The organism is Pseudokordiimonas caeni (assembly GCF_026719705.1).
GTDB lineage: Bacteria > Pseudomonadota > Alphaproteobacteria > Sphingomonadales > Kordiimonadaceae > Gimibacter > Gimibacter caeni.
This window is the reverse complement of sequence record NZ_JAPPRR010000001.1, coordinates 746,880-764,596: the sequence shown is the minus strand read 5'-3', so window position 1 is coordinate 764,596 and position 17,717 is coordinate 746,880. Positions and strand designations below refer to the sequence as shown.

The window sequence follows — 17,717 nt, the reverse complement described above, 5'->3', positions numbered from 1 at the left end:
TTGTTGGTCTTGAAGTCCTTGCCACGGCGGATAGTCCCACGCCCCCGTGGCGTCAAGTCAATTCGGCGCAAACGGGCCGCAATCAGCCGCTTACGCGTTCCACTGTGCTGATCACCCGGTTCACGCGCAGGGCACGCACGATATCGGTCAGGTGCTTCACGTCGCGCACCTCCACATCCACAAGCATCGTGTAGAATTCGGGGTCGCGTTCCGTCATCTGCAGGTTCGAGATATTGCCGCCCGCCTTGGCCACCATCGCGGTGATATTGGCGAGCGCCCCCATCTCGTTCACGACCTCAAGCCGCAACCTGCCCACATAGAAAGCATCGTCGGCCCGGGAATCCTGCCACGCGAGATCAAGCCAGATGGCCGGACGGTCGTCGTAAAGGTCGAGCTTGCGGCAATCGATCCGGTGAATTTCAACGCCCACATCGGCGATGCGGATGCCGACGATGCGGTCGCCCCGCACCGGATGGCAGCAATCGGCCAGATGCACGGCGGCACCATCGCCCACACCCTGGATCGGAATCGCACCAGCCACCACATCCTCAACGCCCTGATGCACCTTCGGCAGCCCTTCGGCGCGGGCGTCCATCTGGAAGCCGGGGTAAGCGGCCTTCAGCACGTCTTCCTCGGAAAGCGTCCCCTGCCCCACGAGCGTGTAAAGCGAATGGGCGTCTTCCACCTTCAGCACCTTGGCCGCCTCGGCCAGTACCTTGTCGGAATAATCAAGGCCATGCCGACGGAATGCCTTGGAGACAAGGGTAACCCCAAGCTGCGAAAATTCGGCGTCGCGCTGGTGACGCATGTGACGGCGGATCGCCGAACGCGCCTTGCCTGTCACCACGAAATTCTCCCAGCGGGGCGACGGCGTCTGCCCCTTCGAAGTGAGTATTTCAACCTGATCGCCGTTCTGGAGCTGGTGACGCAAGGGCACCATGCGCCCGTTCACCTTGGCACCCACGCAGCGGTCCCCCACCTGCGTGTGGACGGCATAAGCGAAATCAACGGGCGATGCCCCGCGCGGCAGGGAAATCAGTTCCCCCTTCGGCGTGAAGCAGAAGACCGTCTCCTGATACATGGCGAGCTTGGTATGCTCGAGGAACTCCTCGGGGTCCGAAGCATGCTCAAGGATTTCGAGCAGTTCGCGCAGCCAGCGGAACTGCGAGCCTTCAACGCCGTCCGCCGATTGCTTGTACTGCCAGTGCGCAGCCACGCCGAGTTCGGCTTCCTCATGCATGCGACGAGTGCGGATCTGGATTTCCAGCCGGCGCTTGTGCGGCCCGATCACCGTGGTGTGCAGCGAACGGTAATAGTTGCGCTTCGGGGTCGAGATATAATCCTTGAAGCGGCCCGGGATCATGGCGAATTCCTGATGCACCACGCCAAGGGCGCGGTAGCAGGCATCCACATCATTCACGATGATGCGGAAGGCCATGACGTCCGACAATTCCTCGAAGCTGATGTTGCGGCGTTCCATCTTGCGCCAGATCGAATAGGGCCGCTTGATCCGGCCCGAGATATCGGCCTCGAGCCCGTTCTTGCGCATCAGACCTTTGAGGGCTTCCGACATATCCATTTCAAGCGTCGGGTTCTGCTCGATCAGATAATGGAGCCGCGCGGTGATCGACTGCATGGCTTCGGGATCAAGCTGCTGGAAGGCCAGATGCTCCAGCTCGTCCTTCATTTCATGCATACCGATGCGCTCGGCGAGCGGCGCGTAAATCTCCAGCGTCTCAAGCGCGATGCGGCGGCGCTTCTCCTCCTTCTTGATATAATGAAGGGTGCGCATATTGTGCAGCCGGTCGGCCAGCTTCACGAGAAGCACGCGGATATCGTTCGACATAGCGAGCAGGAACTTGCGGAAGTTCTCGGCCTGCCGGACGCTTTCGGTTTGCAACTCGATCTTCGAAAGCTTCGTCACCCCGTCGACCATCTCGCGGATCTTGGTGCCGAAAAGCTCCTCGATTTCCTCGAGCGTCGAGAGCGTATCTTCAACTACGTCATGCAGAAGGGCCGTGGCAATCGTGTCACCATCAAGCTTCAGCGAGGTGAGGATGCCTGCCACTTCCAAAGGGTGCGAGAAATAGGGGTCGCCCGAAGCGCGCGTCTGGGTACCGTGGGCCTTCATGGCAAACACATAGGCGCGGTTCAGCAAGGTCTCGTCCGCATCCGGATCATAGGCCTTCACCGTTTCCACAAGCTCAAACTGACGAATCACGCCACTATTTCCAATCAATCAAGAAATCGGGCAGCCACGCATGTCTGCGTGCTGCCCCCCGCAGAGATATAGTTAACCGGACCAGATGTTAAAAGACATTAAAAAACCCGGCCGTGGAAGGCCGGGTCTTGAAACTTTTGTCCGGGCTGCGGCAGGAATGCCGCGCCAGGCGTCCGATCACTCGGCGGTCGGTTCCTGCGAAGCGGCAACGCCGGCAGCACTCGTGTCCATACCGGCCATCAGGATCGACATATCGACCTCTTCCGGCTCGTCAGATTCAACAACCTTGCGCATGCCCTGGATGAGCGCTTCGGTCAGGTCGTAAGCTTCGACCTTTTCCTCAGCGATTTCGCGCAGGGCCACAACCGGGTTCTTGTCGTTGTCACGCTCGACGAGAAGCGGCGCACCGGACGAAATCTGACGGGCGCGCTGGGCAGCCACAAGCACGAGATCGAAGCGGTTGGTGACCTTGTCGACGCAATCCTCTACGGTGACGCGAGCCATGTATCTTCTCCAAAAATTCGCAGTTGCCCCAAAGCCTACAGGAAAGGCAGGGGTTCATTCAAGCGCCCGCTTATAGCGATGCGCCTGCCCCAAGTAAAGCCCCGATTGGCTGAACGCCTTCAAATCCGCCCGCCTTCTCGCACGCCGCTGCCATCTCGGTGACCGTCTCGCCCGTCACCGGATGGCGCCAGCCGGGCGCGATATCCTGAAGCGGCATCAGCACGAAGCCCCGCACATGCAGGCGCGGATGCGGCAGCACGAGCGGCGTGTGCACCGTCATGGGGTCGGCCTCATAGGCCAGATGCCGCCATGTCGCCATGTCCGGCGCCACGATATCACCGGCTGCCAGCAGATCGAGATCGAGCGTGCGCGCACTCCAGCGTTCACCGCGCTGACGGCCAAGGGCAGTTTCAACAGCTTGCAGGACACCAAGGCACTCGCCCGGCGAAAGGGTTGTCTCGAATGTGGCAGCGGCATTCACGAAATCCGGCTGCCCGGAGGGTGGCACCGGCGCCGTCCGGTAAGCACGCGATACGGCTTTCAGCGTCAGACCCCGATCCTGCAGCTGCCGCAAGGCCGCCTTCAGCGTCTCGACCGGTCCGCCCGCTTTCGATGACAGGTTGCCGCCAAGGCCGATCAAAATTTCGTGCGGCATATCGCTGGCCCTTCCGTTCATGCTAGGTTAAACCCCATATCCATACTCTGCATGGGCGTACCCTTACCACGCCCAGAACCATACTTGACACGATTGGACCTGCATCATGCTCATTTATCCGGATGAACGGCTTGCCGTCTTCATTGATGGCGCAAATCTCTATGCCACGGCCCGTGCGCTGGAAATTGAAATCGATTACAAAGCCCTACGCGCCCACTTTGCCGAACAGTCGCGCCTTGTCCGTGCCTTCTATTACACCGCGATCCTTGAAGATCAGGAATATTCGCCCCTGCGCCCACTGATCGACTGGCTGGACTATAACGGTTTCACGCTGGTGACAAAGCCGGTGAAGGAATTCACCGACGAACACGGCCGCCGCAAGATCAAGGGCAATATGGATATCGAGATCGCGGTCGATATGCTGAATATCTCGGAGAATGTCGATCATATCGTACTCTTCTCGGGCGACGGCGATTTCCGCCGGCTGCTTGAAGCCGTGCAGCGCCGCGGCGTGCGGGTGACGGTCGTGAGCTCCAACTCGACCCAGCCTTCGATGATCGCCGATGAACTGCGCCGCCAGGCCGACCAGTTTATCGATATCGTGGACCTCGCCCCTGTCATCGGCCGCAAGGGCCCGCGCCGCCAGCATCACGCGCATTATGACGAGCGCGAAGATGCAACGCGCGAATTTGAAGACGCCGAAGACTGATGGCAACACAAACCGTACCGGCCGAAGCACCGCGGGAATGCCCGCTGTGCCCGCGCCTCGTGGATTTCCGCGAAGCCAACAAGGTCAAATTTCCGTCTTACTTCAACGGCGCCGTTGAAAGCTTCGGCGATGAAAACGCGCGGCTCCTGATCGTCGGCCTCGCGCCCGGCCTGCACGGTGCGAACCAGACGGGCCGCCCCTTCACCGGCGACTATGCGGGGGACCTGCTTTACTATGCGCTGAAGGAAAAGGGCTTCGCGGCGGGCACCTATGACAAGCGCCCGGACGACGGCTTCACCTTGAGGGATGTGCTGATTTCAAACTCGGTGCGCTGCGTGCCGCCCGAGAACAAGCCGACACCGGCCGAGATCAACACCTGCCGCCCCTTCCTGATTTCACGGATGCAGGCGATGCCACAGGTGAAGGTGATGCTGGCCCTTGGCAAGATCGCGCACGACAGCGCGGTGAAAGCGATGGGCCTGAAGCTTTCGGCCTATCCCTTTGGTCACGCTGCCGTGCACACGCTCCCGGATGGCCGCACGCTGGTGGATAGCTACCATTGCAGCCGCTACAATGTGAACACCGGCCGCCTGACGACCGAAATGTTCCTGAATGTGCTGGATATCTGCCGGGAACGGCTTTAGGGGCTATTTCGCTTCGTCGGAAATGGCGTCACCTGCGGATTCAAGGTCCTCGCCGGCGCCTTCAATCGTGTTGCAGCCCGCAACGGCAAACAGGGCCATCAGGGGCATCAGAAGGATGAACAGGGTCTTTTTCACGATGTTCTCCTATCGCTGTTGAAGCAATCGCGGCAAGGGCACCTGCCCGTCCGCATGAAGAAGAATGCAAGACCCGTATGGCGATTGCAGGGCGATTTCGCGCACCCCTGCCTTAAAGGTTAACGAGCATCAAAAAAAGCGCCCGGCAAACTGCACGGGCGCTTTTCGTTTCCAGTCCGATGGAAGTTGCCGGAGCCTTACTTGGCTTCGCGGGAAACCGTTTTGCCGACCGATTCCAGATCCTCGCCAACGCCTTCAATCGTGTTGCAGGCAGAGATGGCGAAAAGGGCGACAAGCGGAAAAAGGATTTGGGCGATTTTGCGCATGGATCGTCTCCGGTCATGAAGGCATCGCCGTGATGCCCTTGTATGAGGTTTCCTCTATGCCGAAGCGGCGCACGAGTCAATTTCAAGGAAACATTTGAAGCATCACAAAAAAGGGCGCCCATCGGCGCCCTTTCCCGTTTTTGAGAAACTTTTCGCTTACCAGATGGTGACGCGCTCTTCTTCCGGCAGATAGAGCTTGTCGCCTTCCTTCACGTCATAGGCGTCATAGAAAGCCGGCATGTTGCGCACCACGCCGTTCGCACGCCAGTAAGCGGGCGAGTGCGGATCGGCAGCCAAACGCTGCTGCAGGGCCTCGGGGCGGTATTTCGCGCGCCATGCCTGTGCCCAGCCAAGGAAGAAGCGCTGGTCGCCGGTCAGGCCGTCGATCACCGGTGCTTCCTGCCCCTTGAGCGACAGCTTGTAGGCGCGGTAAGCGGCGGTGAGGCCCGAAAGGTCGCCGATGTTTTCGCCAAGCGTCAGCTTGCCCTGCACGTTCACACCCGGCAGACCTTCGTAGCCGTCATACTGGCCAACGAGCTTCGCGGTCTGGGCTTCGAAGGCTTTGCGGTCTTCTTCCGTCCACCAGCTGCGCATGTTGCCGTCGCCGTCGAAGGTGCTGCCCTGGTCGTCGAAACCGTGGCTGATTTCGTGGCCGATCACGCCGCCGATGGCACCATAGTTGAAGGCGTCGTCGGCTGCCGGATTGAAGAAGGGCGGCTGCAGGATGGCGGCCGGGAAGACGATCTCGTTCTTCGTCGGGTCATAATAGGCGTTCACCGTTTGCGGCGTCATGCCCCATTCGTTGCGGTCGATCGGCTTGCCGAGCTTCGACATTTCGAAATCATAGGTATATTTCGCCACAGCGCGCGCGTTACCGACGAGATCATCAGGCGACAGGTTGAGCGCCGAATAGTCGCGCCAAACATCCGGGTAGCCGACCTTCACGGTGAATTTGGAAAGCTTCTCGTGCGCCTGCTTCTTGGTCTCGTCGCTCATCCAGGTGAGATTGTCGATACCGTCCGCAAAGGCGGTGCGCAGGTTGCCGACAAGCTCGGTGATCGCTGCTTTCGATTCCGGCGGGAAATGCTTCGCGACATAAAGCTTGCCGACCGCCTCGCCAAGGCCCGCATTCACCTCACGCACCGCGCGTTTCCAGCGCGGCGATTGTTCGGTGCGGCCATTCAGTTTGCGGCCGACGAAATCGAAGCGTGCATCCGAGAAATCGGTCGACAGATAATCCGCCGCGCCGTGGATGGCATGGAAGGCAAGATAGGTTTTCCAGTCATCGAGCGATACTTCGCCGAGCATCGTATCAACGCCCGAGAAGAAGCCCGGCTGGCCGTAAACGACCGGCAGGTCGGCTGGCGTGCCCACGCCTTCCATGAAGCCCGCCCAGTTGAAATTGCTGCCGAACTCCGACGCCTCCTCGCGGGTGCGCGGGTTATAAAGCTTTTCAAGGTCGCGGTTTTCGATGGCCGTCCAGTGGTAGCCGGCGAGTTTGGTTTCGAACGCGAGGACAGCCTCGCCCTTCTTCGCGGCGGTTTCGGCATCATCACCGGCAAGCGTGAAGAGCTTCGTCGCATAGTCCTTCAGGTCGCCCCGCGCCTTCACGAAGGTCTCGTTGTCGTCCTTCAGATAATAGTCGCGGTCCGGCAGTGTCAGGCCGTCCTGGAAGAAATAGGCGAGATAGCGGGTGCTGTCTTTGAGGTCGGGGAAAATCGCCACCGAAATGAGGTCGCCTTCACCTGCTGCGGTCGCCTTGGTGACATAGGCTGCAACGTCGGCCGGGCCAGTGAGGGCCGCGATGGCCTCCAGGTCGCCCGCAATCGGGCTGATACCTTTGGCATTTGCAGCCGTTTCATCCATATAGGCACTGTACATGGCGCCGATCTTGTAGGCTTCGCTCGACTTGTCGGCGGAAAGCGACTTGGCGGCTTCCTCAATGAGCAGGCGCTGGTTTTCCTCCGCGGCCTTGAACAACTCAAGGCTCACGCCGGCGCTGGTGAATTCACCTTCGATCTCGGTCGTCTTGTTCCAGGTGCCGTTCACATAGGTCCAGAAATCGTCCTGCGGGCGGACGCTCGTATCCATCGTCGCCCGGTCAAAACCGACGAGCGTTGCCGCCTCGGCTGCCGGCTTGTCGGCAGTGTCCGCCTCTTTTGGCTTGTCGCCGCACGCAGCGAGCAGAACAGCAGCCACAGCGATCATGCTGATGTTGCGTTTGAAGTGAGTCACGGAAAATCCCCTCGAATTGAAACAGACGCTCACTCTAGCCAGCGCCAATCCGGCTGTCATGCGGGATGTTTTCGACTTTCGTTTAAAATTCTTGGACTTGTGGGGGGTGAGGGCATTGCAAAATGGGCCCCGTCACCCGATCATATCAGGCACGGCAGGCGCCAGGACCTGCCTCCCTGCTGGAGAATTTTCCATGGAATTCCTTCTCGACCCCGCCGTCTGGGCTGCCTTCATCACCCTCACGGCACTCGAAATCGTGCTCGGGATCGACAATCTGATCGTCATCTCGATCCTCACTGACCGGTTGAAACCCGAGGAGCAGGCGTCAGCCCGCAAGCTCGGTCTCGCAGCTGCCCTTGTCACCCGGCTGATGCTGCTTTCGCTTGCTTTCTTCATCGCCCAGATGGAAGCCCCGCTTTTCACCGCTTTCGGGGAAGAGTTTTCGTGGCGCGACCTTCTGCTCATCGCCGGCGGCCTGTTCCTCCTGGCCAAGGGAACGCTCGAAATCCACCATAATATCGAGGACAAGGAAGCCGACGAGCGCCGCGTGCGCCACGCCGCTTTCATGACGGTGATCTTCCAGATTGCGGTGATGGATATCGTCTTCTCGTTCGACAGCGTGATGACGGCGGTGGGCATCGCCGATCATCTGAGCGTAATGATCGCAGCGATCCTCATCTCGATGGCGATCATGGTGATGGCTGTCAACCAGGTGGCTGGCTTCATCAACCGGCACCCGACTGTGAAGATCCTCGGGCTCAGCTACATGCTGCTCATTGGCCTCACGCTCATCGGCGACGGGCTTGGCCAGCATATCCCCAAAGGATACCTCTATTTCGCCATGGCCTTCTCCTTCTTCGTGGAAGTGCTGAATATGACGGCACGCAGCCGGAAGGCCGCGCGCCATACAGCGACGGAGAAGAATTGACGGACTGATTGAGGGAAAAGCCTGAAAGGATATTGGGCGGCGGCTTGCAAAACACTCGGAACAGAACTCGAAACACATACTCGAAACTGTGCCGCCGCCCGGTACTCCGAACTCTTTTGCGAGAACCACTATAGTCGCAAATCGTTAACACAGGCTGAACAGGGCCCAACATCTTGTGTTTGCCACAATTACTACCACAAATTAACCATTCAGCCTGACGTCTTTGACTTGTATTTTATTTAAAGAATCAACGCCTTTTCAGCCGGTTACCCCTCTTCCCTCATCTCACGCTTCAAGCCATTTCAGCCTCAATTCAGGCATTGTTTCAAAATGAAACACTTCTCGTCGTGCCATTTGCGGGGGCGCACAAGTTGTTGTATTATCGGCTCAATTTTACGGGGAGTATGCCGATGCTCGACGACACCGCGATGCAGGACAATCAGGTCTCCTTCAAGGCTGGCGATGTGATTTACCGTCAGGGCTCCCCCACCAAGGGGGCTTTTTTGATCCTCGAGGGCCAGGTCAATCTCTGGCGCGAGGAAAAGGGTACAGAAACCCACATCGCCTTCATCGGCGGCGGAGAACTGCTGGGTGAGGTCAGCGTGATTGAAGGCCGCCCCCATTCGGTGACCGCCAAGGCATCCATGGCGACAAAGGCGCTGTTCATCCCGGCTGAGGATTTCCGCAAAAGCTTCAACGATCCGCTTGTGCGGCATGTGCTGCATACCCTCGCCGCGCGGCTGCGCTCGAGCTATGCCTTTAATGCCGCGAAGGCGGGGCCAGATACTGGCGCAATAAACCGCGATGCCATTCTGATCGAGGGATACTCACCCCTGATCGCGGGGCTCCTGCCGTCCGGCCTGCCCGTCAGCGCCTTCCCCTTCATTGTCGGCAATGTGACGGCACCGAGCGAAGGGCCGGTCATCAGCCCAAACCAGCTGCAACTGCCGCTGATCGGCATGACTGAACTGGCACATCGCCATTTTGAAATCGTCCGCCGGGACGGCCTTCTCTGGATCAAGGATCTCGGCGCCCCTTCGGGCACCATCGTCAACGGCATGAAACTGTCGAAATACGGCCAAACCGCCACGGCGCGCCTGCATGTGGGGCGCAATTCCGTGATCGCCGGCAGCATCGAAAGTCCGGCACGGTTCGCGATCACCCTGCCACCGAGCAGCTGAGTGCCTAACCCAGATCCTTCATCAGGCGGGATTTCTGGCGTGCCCAATCGCGTTGCTTTTCTGTCTCGCGCTTGTCGTGCAGCTTTTTGCCCTTCCCGAGCCCGAGGTCGAGCTTGGCGCGGCCACGGTCATTGAAGAATATCTTCAAGGGCACAAGCGTCATGCCGTCCAGTTTTACGGCACCACCCAAACGGTTGATTTCCCGCTTATGGAGCAGGAGCTTGCGCGGGCGGCGCGGCTCGTGATTGAAACGGTTGCCGTGCGAAAATTCGGGAATATAGGCGTTCACGAGCCACACTTCCCCGTCGCGCACTTCGGCGTAGGATTCCGTGATATTTGCCTTGCCGTCACGCAGAGACTTGATCTCGGTACCGGTGAGCGCGATGCCGGCCTCATATTCCTGCTCGATGAAATAGAGGTGCCGTGCCTTGCGGTTATCAGCCGCAATGCGTCCCCTCAGGCCGCCGCTTTTCGCCTTGGCCGCCATCGCTTCAGCCGAAATTCACGGGGCCGAGCCCGATTTCAGAAACAAGCGAGGCAAGCGTGGCCCGGCCGACATCCGTCAGCGGCAGGAGCGGCAGGCGGACCCGGTCGGTGCAAATACCAAGAAGCGAGCCGACAAATTTGGCTGGCGCCGGGCTCGGCTCGATGAACATGGCGCGGTGCAGCGGCAGCAGGCGGTTCTGCAGCGCAAGCGCCGTCTTATAGTCGCCAGCGAGGCAAGCCTTGTGGAAATCAGAGCAAAGCTTCGGCGCGATGTTGGAGGTTACCGAAATGGTGCCGCGCCCGCCCGTTGCGTAGAAAGCCAGCGAAGTCGGGTCGTCGCCCGACAGCATGATGAAATCAGGGCCCATGGCGCGATACTGCTGGGCAGCGCGCTCCAGATCACCCGTTGCGTCCTTCACGCCAACGATACGCGGCAGTTCGGCAAGGGCGGCCATGGTTTCGACACCCATGTCGATCACCGACCGGCCGGGAATATTGTAGATATAGATCGGCAGGTCGGTCGCGTCATGGATCGCCTTGAAATGTGCGTAAAGCCCCGCCTGGTTCGGCTTGTTGTAGTAAGGCGTCACAACGAGGGCAGCATCTGCCCCCATTTTCTGGGCGGCTTGCGTCAGGCTGATCGCCTCGCGGGTCGAGTTCGAGCCCGTCCCGGCCATCACCGGCACGCGGCCGCCGGCGGCCTCGATGCAAAGCTCCACCACATGATGGTGTTCTTCATGCGTCAGGGTCGGCGATTCACCCGTGGTGCCAACGGGCACGAGGCCGTTGGTGCCTTCCTTTATCTGCCAGTCGACAAATTTCTGATAGCGGTCAGCATCCACCGAACCGTCTTCGGTGAAAGGAGTGATCAGGGCAGTGATCGAACCTTGAAACATGATGCGAACCTTTATGTGGCAGATGAAAATCGGCGCACCCTAGCGCCAGCCCTGCAAAAGGGCAAGCCTCGGGTGCGCCTCAGGTCGAGGGGACATGTGAGGTGCGGTGGGCCCGCAGGCCCGACGCGTTGGCTGGTGTTGGCCCCTGAAGCGCCTTAGCGCTTGTTCGGTTTGGCTTCATCCATGGAAACCTTGCGGTCGCCGTTGCTGTCGGCGAGGGCAAATTCGGACATGGGTTCCTTGACATATTCGTCGTAGGTCAGCTTGTTGTCACGGTTCAGGTCATTCAGCGCGAGGAAGGTGGCTGCCGTCTGATCTGCGCCATCGGCGCCCTTCACTTCCTCTTTCAATTCAGCCTTGGCGACATTGCCGTCACTGTTGGTATCCAGTTCTTTGAAACGCGACTGCAGATACCGACTGAATTCCGCTTCGGTGATGGAATTGTCCTTGTTGGCGTCGGCGACTTCAAGGTACGGCAGCATGCCGCTCTGGCTCGTGGTCTGGCCCATCTGGCCGCCTGCAATGGCGCCCGACGTTGCAAACAGGGCCGCAACGGTGAAAACGCCGATCGTGCTTTTATTTCCAAACATGGTTCAGCTCCTTCTTCTGATCCGGACACCTGTGCCCGGTCGAGGGCCATCGGCTTCGCGTCCGGCCCGGAGCCCCCTCCGGCTCCCGTTTGGGAGATTTCATGGTCGGGGTTCAATATGGTCAAAAAGCGACGATGGCGGGACCATTTTCCGGCTATCCCGTGGCGGGCAAAACGAAACCCCCGCCACACGCGGCAGCGGGGGTTCCTCCTTGCAGGAAGCCTGAACTGTTCAGGGCTCCTGCGCGGCGAAGTCGACATGACCTAGCTTCAGATTAGCGACTATCAGGCGTCATGGCTTCAAGGATGCCGTCGGCATCATCCCGTTCTTCACGGGTAAGCATGCGGTCGCTGTTTTCATCGGCTTCGCGGAATTCGTTCAATGCAAGCTGGGTGTATTCGGCTTCCGTTACCTGCTTGTCATCGTTGGCATCCGTCTCGTCGATGAATTCTTCAGGGTCGGCATCATCGTCATTCACCATGGCGACCTTGCTCGGAAGCTCAGACTTGGTCAGCGACCCGTTCTTGTCGGTATCAAGCGTCGCAAACCGGTCTTTCAGATGACTGCGGAATTCGGTTTCCGAAACATTGCCGTCTTTGTTGCTATCGGCGGCAGCCACGAAAGGCATCGCCTTGTCACGGTTGGCGTGTTTGTCGCCATCACCAGCAACAGCGCCGCCAGCCAATGCGAGGGCAGCCGTAGCGGTTACAAGTGTAGCAAATGCTTTGTTCGGTTTCATGATCAAGCTCCTTTGTCTGTTGGATTTCCCATCAGCATCGAGGGGCTACCTCTTGCCAATTCACCGTCTTTTCTGGTCCCGGTGAAACCGGTGCAACACCGCACCGATCGGCTGAACCAGTTAAGAGTCTCGGCGCCAAATCTGTCGGAAACTTGTCAGGAAAAGGCCAATTCCCTGCTGATTGCTGGGCAATTTGGTGCCTGAAAACAAAAGCCCCCGCCAATCGGGCGGGGGCTCCATTGCAGAGGGAGTGCCGGATCACTCGTTATCCTGGTCGCGGTCGCGCTTGCCCCATTTGCGGTGGCCGCGTTCCTTCATATGCTCGCGCATTTTCTCCATGGCCTCTTCCTTCTCGGCGGCCGTCACCGTGCCGTCGCTGTTGCTGTCGGCCTTTTCGAAATGCTTCAGCGGCTTTGCCGAGAATTCGGCGAACGAGATGGCTTCGTCGTTATCGCGGTCGAACCGCGCGAGGAAATCAATGCGGCTGGTGCCTTTGGAGAAACGTTCCATCATCTTGTCGGCTTTTTCCTTGCCGCGCTTTTCGACCATCCGATCGTAATGTTCCTGCATCTTCGCCTTGGCCTCTTCCGGCACCGGTATTTCCTTCGGCAGTTCGGCAAGGATGATCTTGCCATCCTTGTTGGCGTCATACTTGTCAAAATGCGCCTGCAGCGATGCCGTCATCTCGGCTTTCGACACGGCACCGTCGCCGTTGGTGTCGGCCTTTCCGAAGTGATCGAAGCCGCCGCGCATGCCCCGCATGCCGTGATCGCCGGCGCTGGCGCCCGCAGTTGCAAGCAGGACGGCCGCAATGGTCGCTGCGAGGGTTGTTTTGGCTGTCATGACTTTGTCTCCTTTAACGTTTGTCCTAGGCGGACGTTTGGACTGTCTTGTCCTTCTTCTACGAAGCCCCCCTGCGCCGCCCTTCGTTGTCCTGAACGAAAGTTGATGTGATCCTTGTTGCGCGACCCCGGCGGCTTTCCTAATGTCTGCCATTCGCATCCATAAAAAGAACATCCTCAGGGGGTATGTGTGATCAGAGTGTTGTGCGTGGCCGTGCTGGCCGCAGTGAGCATCGAGGCCGCGGCCGAACCGATCCAGCAGACGAAGGGCACCTTCGTCGACAAATTCCGCCAACTGGAAGAAAGCCTGCCGACACCGAACGTGTACCGCACCGCTTCGGGCGCGCCGGGTCACGCCTATTGGCAGCAGCAGGTCGATTACCGGATCAAGGTGACGCTCGACGAGGCGAACCGTCGCATCACTGGCAGCCAGACCGTCAGCTACAAGAACAACAGCCCGGATACGCTGACCTATCTCTGGATCCAGCTCGACCAGAACCGTTTCTCGAAGCATTCGGACGCCTACGAGACCATGGCGCTTGCCAAGGAAGATGCGCAGAAGATGAGCTTCGCGGCGATGCGCGAAATCGCCCTGACCGAAGACAATGACTTCGGCTTCAAGCTGACCAAGGTCGTCGATGCCTCGGGCAACGCGCTTTCCTACGCCATGTCCGACACGATGATGCGGATCGACCTGAAGACGCCGCTGAAGCCGGGTGCTTCCACAAGCTTCGCCATCGACTGGTGGTACAATATCCCCGAAGGCAAGGCCATGGGCGCCCGTGGCGGCTACGAGCATTATGAAAAGGATGGCAACGACATCTTCTTCATCGCCCAGTGGTATCCGCGCCTCGCGGCCTATACCGACCTGACGGGCTGGGAGCACAAGCAGTTTTACGGCACCGGCGAATTCACCCTCGAGTTCGGCGATTTCGACGTGGAAATCACCGCCCCCGCCGATCATGTGATCGGCTCCACGGGTGAACTGCAGAACCCCGCTGATGTACTGAGCACCGCCCAGCGCGACCGCCTGAAAAAGGCAGCAACCGCCGACCGCCCGGTCATGATTGTGACGGCCGAAGAGGCGCTGGCCAATCAGGCCGAAAAAACCGACGAAACCAAAACGTGGCATTTCAAGGCGAAGAATGTGCGCGATTTCGCCTTCGCCTCGTCCCGCAAGTTCGTGTGGGATGCATGGGGTGTGAAACTGCCGGCGTCCGGCCGCACCGTGATGGCACAGTCGCTGTACCCCGAGGAAGGCATGCCGCTCTGGGACAAATATTCGACCCAGGCGATTGCCCACACGCTTGATACCTACAGCCGTTACAGCTTCGAATATCCCTACCCCAACGCGTGGTCCGTGAACGGCCCCATCGGTGGCGGCATGGAATATCCGATGATCACCTCGAACGGTCCGCGCCCCGAGCAGCATGACGACGGCAGCCGCACCTATTCGAAGCGCGTGAAATACGGCCTCATTTCGGTGATCATCCACGAAATCGGCCATATCTATTTCCCGATGGTAGTGAATACCGACGAGCGCAACTGGGCATGGATGGACGAAGGCATCAACAGCTTCCTCCAGTCGATGGCCGAACGCGAGTGGGAAGCCAATTACCCGAGCCGCTACGGCGAGCCCCGGATGGCCATCCCTTACATGACCGGTGTCGACCAGACCCCGATCATGACCCAGTCGGACAGCATCATCGGCTATGGCCCGAACGCCTACACCAAGCCGGCTGTTGCCCTGAACATCCTGCGTGAAACCGTGATGGGCCGCGAGCTGTTCGACTTCGCCATGAAGGAATATGCCCGCCGCTGGAAATTCAAGCGCCCCTATCCCGCCGATTTCTTCCGCACCATGGAAGATGCGTCCGCCAAGGATCTGGACTGGTTCTTCCGTGGCTGGTTCTACACCACCGATCACGTCGATATCGCCATCGACGGCGTTACCCACGCTCGCATCCATTCGCAGGACCCGGATATCGAGAATGCGGTGGACCGCGAGGAAGACGCCAAGCTCAAGGGCTATATCGGCGAAGTGCGTGAGCGCGCGACCGGCAAGCCGATGCGCACGGAACGCTTCCCCGAACTTCTGGACTTCTACAACAAGAACGACGATTTCATCGTCACCAAGAAGCAGCGTGACAAGTATCAAAGCGCGCTCAAGGACCTGAAGGACTGGGAAAAGGAGCTGCTGAAATACGGGCGCGAGCTCTATTTCATCGACTTCCGCAACATCGGCGGGCTTGTGATGCCACTTGTGCTTGATGTCGAGTATGAAGACGGCACCCACGAGGAAGTCCGTATCGCGGCCGAGATCTGGCGTCAGAACGCCCACGAGGTGACGAAGCTTCTGGTCCGCCCCAAGAAGATCAGGTCGGTGACACTTGACCCCCACCACGAAATCGCCGACGCGGATACCAGCAACAATGCCTGGCCCGCCAAGGCGAAAGAAAGCCGGGTGGAGCTGTTCAAGAGCGAACAGTCCCGCGACCTGATGAAAGAAGTGGCCGACGGCGAGAAGCCGGTGGCCGACAAGAAATAGGCTTTTGCCTCCAAGCCTTGCAGAACCGTAAAGGGCCGCCATGTGCGGCCCTTTTACTTCTCTCGCCCACGCCCGGCTTGACTTTGCGCCGCCATCCCCCTTCTATGGGCCCCGTACGAAGGGGGAACACCGTACAGAGTGGGGAGACGAGGCCACATGATGCCACAGCGAACTGCGCTGGAGCAGAAGGACGTGCCCGAACGCCTGATCGATATTGATGCACTGCCTTGGCCTATCCTCATCTCTGATGCGGAGGGCTTTGTTGCCGTTGCCAATGCCGCCATGGCTGCCGTGATCGGCATGGATGTGGCCGAGTTGCCGATCCTCGAAGCCTTCGCCCCCCTGCATGCGGAAACCGACGATCCCGCAATCCCCGATGAGATCGTCTCGACCCTCATAGCTGCTCCCGGCATGCCCTATTCTGACCGGCTGCATCTCACCGACGGTCGCCTCCTCGAGCGTGCCAGCCACCCGATTGCCGGCGATCGCCGCATCTGGACCATTTTCGACCGCACAGTCGACATGCTGGCCCAACAGGACGGCGCCATGCATGCCTCGCTGATGGAAGATGAAACAGCCCGCGTGGCGGAACTGGCCGACCAGCTTTATCTCGCCAAGCAGGAGCTTGAGGCGCAGCAGGCTGAACTCACCCGTCTGGCAACCACCGATCCGCTGACCGGATTGCTCAACCGTCGCAGCTTTGCCGATTGCGGCAGCTGGACACTTGAAGAAGTGCAGGAGGGCGGCAGTCTTTGCGCCATCATGGTCGATATCGATCATTTCAAGGCGATCAACGACACGTTCGGCCATGCAGCCGGCGACCAGGCCATCTGCTACTGCGCCCGGCGCATCACCGAACTGTTGCCGGAAAGCGCTATCACTGGCCGCATGGGCGGCGAAGAATTTGCCGTGCTCCTGCCGGGCCATTCTGCAGCCGAGACACTGCCGCTCGCTGAAAAGATCCGCCTTGCCATGCGCGCACCGAAAAAAGGCGCAGACATTGAAACCCCCTATTTCACGGTCAGTATCGGTGTTGCTGAATTTGGCCAGTATGACCAGACACTCGATTTCCTGATTGGCCGCGCCGACCGCGCCCTCTATAAGGCCAAGGAATCCGGCCGCAACAGGGTTGAACTTGATAATGACCAAATTGACTGAGCGCTGCTTCGCCCGCTTCAAGCAGCCGCTTGCAGCATGCCTTGCGCTTCTTCTCGCTGCCCTGCCCGCAGCGGCCCACAATGTGTATGCCAGTTTCACCGATGTGTTCTGGAACAGCGACGACAAATCGGTCGAACTTGTTGTCGAAGCCCATGCCCATGAAATCGAGGCTTACCTGTCGGTCGAGCTTGGCAAGCGGATGAGCTTCCTTGATGACAAGGATATCCCTGAGCTCGAAAAAGCCGTTGGCCCGATGATTGTTGGTGATATCGAACTCTCGCTCGACGGCACACCGGTGCAGCTCGATTATCTGGGCATGAAGCTAGAGGGCCAGACCCTGATGCTGTTTCTGGAAGCCGATTGGCCGACCCGCCCCAAAAATGTCACCATCCTGAATAAGCTGTTGATCGGCAACCTGCCGGGCCAGACGAACAGCGTCCTTGTCCGCGTCGGGGCCGACCGCAAGGGCGGCGACATCCGCGAAGGTTCGTCCTCGCTCAGCTTTGACTTTTAACCCGGCGCGATTGGCGCTAGGCTTCCCTTCCTGACCTTCTCAAGGACTTGCAGACGATGACATTCGCCTCCCCTTCGCTTCTTGCGTTGCCTTTCCTTCTGCTGGCATCGGGTGCCGCCATGGCGGAAGACACCCTGATGGATGCCGTGCGCGACAGCGCCCTCATCATGGGCGCCGCCCAATATTGCGACGCCCCCGAAGACATGACGGATGAATATATCGCCCGCGCCGAAGGCAACTTCGCCCGCCTCGCCAAAGACGATTTCGAGAAGCACATGGCCCGGATCGAATTCAAGAATCTGTCGGCCGCTGCATCCGCGAAAGCGCCGAGCGAGGGGTGCGAAGCCTTCCTCAGCCGCTTTGAGAGCATGCTGAAGACCCCAAGCTGAGCCGGGATAGAAAACCC

Annotated in this window: 19 protein-coding genes; 8 read left to right on the top strand and 11 right to left on the bottom strand. The window is 59.3% G+C overall.

What is annotated here, in order from left to right; genetic code table 11:
- Window positions 1-82 precede the first annotated feature (82 nt).
- The 3 genes from OU694_RS03405 to folK form a co-directional block, all read right to left on the bottom strand.
- Complete coding sequence (locus OU694_RS03405; RefSeq protein ID WP_308909579.1) at window positions 83-2,221, bottom strand: RelA/SpoT family protein; 2,139 nt, start codon at window positions 2,219-2,221, stop codon at window positions 83-85.
- 177 nt (window positions 2,222-2,398) lie between these two features.
- Window positions 2,399-2,725: a DNA-directed RNA polymerase subunit omega gene (rpoZ, locus tag OU694_RS16375; protein WP_373460193.1), complete on the bottom strand. Its 327-nt coding sequence runs from the start codon at window positions 2,723-2,725 to the stop codon at window positions 2,399-2,401.
- A 70-nt stretch (window positions 2,726-2,795) separates the two neighbouring features.
- Complete coding sequence (gene folK / locus OU694_RS03395; protein ID WP_308909578.1) at window positions 2,796-3,380, bottom strand: 2-amino-4-hydroxy-6-hydroxymethyldihydropteridine diphosphokinase; 585 nt, start codon at window positions 3,378-3,380, stop codon at window positions 2,796-2,798.
- 106 nt (window positions 3,381-3,486) lie between these two features.
- Here folK and OU694_RS03390 point away from each other — a divergent pair, with 106 nt between their 5' ends.
- Together OU694_RS03390 and OU694_RS03385 are read left to right on the top strand one after the other, a co-directional pair.
- Window positions 3,487-4,089 carry a LabA-like NYN domain-containing protein gene (locus tag OU694_RS03390; protein ID WP_308909577.1) on the top strand — a complete coding sequence of 201 codons (603 nt, stop codon included), beginning with the start codon at window positions 3,487-3,489 and terminating at the stop codon, window positions 4,087-4,089.
- Window positions 4,089-4,733, top strand: coding sequence for a uracil-DNA glycosylase (locus OU694_RS03385; RefSeq protein WP_308909576.1), 645 nt, complete (start codon window positions 4,089-4,091; stop codon window positions 4,731-4,733). Before OU694_RS03390 ends, OU694_RS03385 begins: the two co-directional genes overlap by 1 nt.
- A 3-nt stretch (window positions 4,734-4,736) precedes the next feature.
- Here OU694_RS03385 and OU694_RS03380 read toward each other — a convergent pair whose 3' ends face one another.
- The 3 genes from OU694_RS03380 to OU694_RS03370 form a co-directional block, all read right to left on the bottom strand.
- A complete protein-coding gene (locus OU694_RS03380) occupies window positions 4,737-4,868 on the bottom strand; it encodes an entericidin A/B family lipoprotein (RefSeq protein WP_308909575.1) in 132 nt (43 codons plus the stop codon).
- Between the two features lie 197 nt (window positions 4,869-5,065).
- Window positions 5,066-5,194: an entericidin A/B family lipoprotein gene (locus tag OU694_RS03375; RefSeq protein ID WP_289505590.1), complete on the bottom strand. Its 129-nt coding sequence runs from the start codon at window positions 5,192-5,194 to the stop codon at window positions 5,066-5,068.
- A 156-nt stretch (window positions 5,195-5,350) separates the two neighbouring features.
- The gene (locus OU694_RS03370) at window positions 5,351-7,429 is read right to left on the bottom strand and encodes a M13 family metallopeptidase (protein ID WP_308909574.1); all 2,079 of its coding nucleotides are present in this window, start codon (window positions 7,427-7,429) and stop codon (window positions 5,351-5,353) included.
- A gap of 193 nt (window positions 7,430-7,622) precedes the next feature.
- Here OU694_RS03370 and OU694_RS03365 point away from each other — a divergent pair, with 193 nt between their 5' ends.
- Window positions 7,623-8,357: a TerC family protein gene (locus OU694_RS03365; protein WP_308909573.1), complete on the top strand. Its 735-nt coding sequence runs from the start codon at window positions 7,623-7,625 to the stop codon at window positions 8,355-8,357.
- Between the two features lie 410 nt (window positions 8,358-8,767).
- Window positions 8,768-9,538 (top strand): cyclic nucleotide-binding domain-containing protein, encoded by a 771-nt coding sequence (locus OU694_RS03360; protein ID WP_308909572.1) that lies wholly within the window; start codon window positions 8,768-8,770, stop codon window positions 9,536-9,538.
- A 4-nt stretch (window positions 9,539-9,542) separates the two neighbouring features.
- Here OU694_RS03360 and smpB read toward each other — a convergent pair whose 3' ends face one another.
- From smpB to OU694_RS03335, 5 genes are all read right to left on the bottom strand, one after another.
- On the bottom strand, window positions 9,543-10,025 hold the full coding sequence (gene smpB, locus OU694_RS03355; protein ID WP_308909571.1) for an SsrA-binding protein SmpB: 483 nt from the start codon (window positions 10,023-10,025) through the stop codon (window positions 9,543-9,545).
- A gap of 4 nt (window positions 10,026-10,029) precedes the next feature.
- Window positions 10,030-10,920: a 4-hydroxy-tetrahydrodipicolinate synthase gene (gene dapA, locus OU694_RS03350; RefSeq protein ID WP_308909570.1), complete on the bottom strand. Its 891-nt coding sequence runs from the start codon at window positions 10,918-10,920 to the stop codon at window positions 10,030-10,032.
- Between the two features lie 155 nt (window positions 10,921-11,075).
- Window positions 11,076-11,510, bottom strand: a complete 435-nt coding sequence (locus OU694_RS03345) for an EF-hand domain-containing protein (RefSeq protein WP_308909569.1) — start codon at window positions 11,508-11,510, stop codon at window positions 11,076-11,078.
- Window positions 11,511-11,784: 274 nt separating this feature from the next.
- Window positions 11,785-12,249, bottom strand: a complete 465-nt coding sequence (locus tag OU694_RS03340) for an EF-hand domain-containing protein (RefSeq protein ID WP_308909568.1) — start codon at window positions 12,247-12,249, stop codon at window positions 11,785-11,787.
- Window positions 12,250-12,507: 258 nt separating this feature from the next.
- The gene (locus tag OU694_RS03335; RefSeq protein WP_308909567.1) at window positions 12,508-13,092 is read right to left on the bottom strand and encodes a hypothetical protein; all 585 of its coding nucleotides are present in this window, start codon (window positions 13,090-13,092) and stop codon (window positions 12,508-12,510) included.
- Window positions 13,093-13,281: 189 nt separating this feature from the next.
- On the opposite strand from OU694_RS03335, the gene OU694_RS03330 reads away from it, so the two are divergent.
- The 4 genes from OU694_RS03330 to OU694_RS03315 all read left to right on the top strand — a co-directional run bounded on the left by OU694_RS03330 (window position 13,282) and on the right by OU694_RS03315 (window position 17,700).
- A complete protein-coding gene (locus OU694_RS03330; RefSeq protein WP_308909566.1) occupies window positions 13,282-15,639 on the top strand; it encodes a M1 family metallopeptidase in 2,358 nt (785 codons plus the stop codon).
- Window positions 15,640-15,795: 156 nt separating this feature from the next.
- The gene (locus OU694_RS03325) at window positions 15,796-16,797 is read left to right on the top strand and encodes a GGDEF domain-containing protein (protein WP_308909565.1); all 1,002 of its coding nucleotides are present in this window, start codon (window positions 15,796-15,798) and stop codon (window positions 16,795-16,797) included.
- The gene (locus tag OU694_RS03320) at window positions 16,781-17,311 is read left to right on the top strand and encodes a DUF6702 family protein (protein ID WP_308909564.1); all 531 of its coding nucleotides are present in this window, start codon (window positions 16,781-16,783) and stop codon (window positions 17,309-17,311) included. The genes OU694_RS03325 and OU694_RS03320 overlap by 17 nt, the downstream gene beginning before the upstream one ends.
- Window positions 17,312-17,367: 56 nt before the next feature.
- The gene (locus tag OU694_RS03315; RefSeq protein ID WP_308909563.1) at window positions 17,368-17,700 is read left to right on the top strand and encodes a hypothetical protein; all 333 of its coding nucleotides are present in this window, start codon (window positions 17,368-17,370) and stop codon (window positions 17,698-17,700) included.
- Window positions 17,701-17,717: the final 17 nt, after the last annotated feature.

Coding starts and splice junctions, on each gene's coding strand:
- OU694_RS03340 (WP_308909568.1), bottom strand. CDS start 12,249: ATGAAACCGAACAAAGCATTTGCTACACTTGTAACCGCTACGGCTGCC.
- OU694_RS03325 (WP_308909565.1), top strand. CDS start 15,796: ATGATGCCACAGCGAACTGCGCTGGAGCAGAAGGACGTGCCCGAACGC.
- OU694_RS03375 (WP_289505590.1), bottom strand. CDS start 5,194: ATGCGCAAAATCGCCCAAATCCTTTTTCCGCTTGTCGCCCTTTTCGCC.
- OU694_RS03315 (WP_308909563.1), top strand. CDS start 17,368: ATGACATTCGCCTCCCCTTCGCTTCTTGCGTTGCCTTTCCTTCTGCTG.
- OU694_RS03360 (WP_308909572.1), top strand. CDS start 8,768: ATGCTCGACGACACCGCGATGCAGGACAATCAGGTCTCCTTCAAGGCT.
- OU694_RS03385 (WP_308909576.1), top strand. CDS start 4,089: ATGGCAACACAAACCGTACCGGCCGAAGCACCGCGGGAATGCCCGCTG.
- OU694_RS03335 (WP_308909567.1), bottom strand. CDS start 13,092: ATGACAGCCAAAACAACCCTCGCAGCGACCATTGCGGCCGTCCTGCTT.
- rpoZ (WP_373460193.1), bottom strand. CDS start 2,725: ATGGCTCGCGTCACCGTAGAGGATTGCGTCGACAAGGTCACCAACCGC.
- OU694_RS03365 (WP_308909573.1), top strand. CDS start 7,623: ATGGAATTCCTTCTCGACCCCGCCGTCTGGGCTGCCTTCATCACCCTC.
- OU694_RS03345 (WP_308909569.1), bottom strand. CDS start 11,510: ATGTTTGGAAATAAAAGCACGATCGGCGTTTTCACCGTTGCGGCCCTG.
- OU694_RS03320 (WP_308909564.1), top strand. CDS start 16,781: ATGACCAAATTGACTGAGCGCTGCTTCGCCCGCTTCAAGCAGCCGCTT.
- smpB (WP_308909571.1), bottom strand. CDS start 10,025: ATGGCGGCCAAGGCGAAAAGCGGCGGCCTGAGGGGACGCATTGCGGCT.
- OU694_RS03390 (WP_308909577.1), top strand. CDS start 3,487: ATGCTCATTTATCCGGATGAACGGCTTGCCGTCTTCATTGATGGCGCA.
- dapA (WP_308909570.1), bottom strand. CDS start 10,920: ATGTTTCAAGGTTCGATCACTGCCCTGATCACTCCTTTCACCGAAGAC.
- folK (WP_308909578.1), bottom strand. CDS start 3,380: ATGCCGCACGAAATTTTGATCGGCCTTGGCGGCAACCTGTCATCGAAA.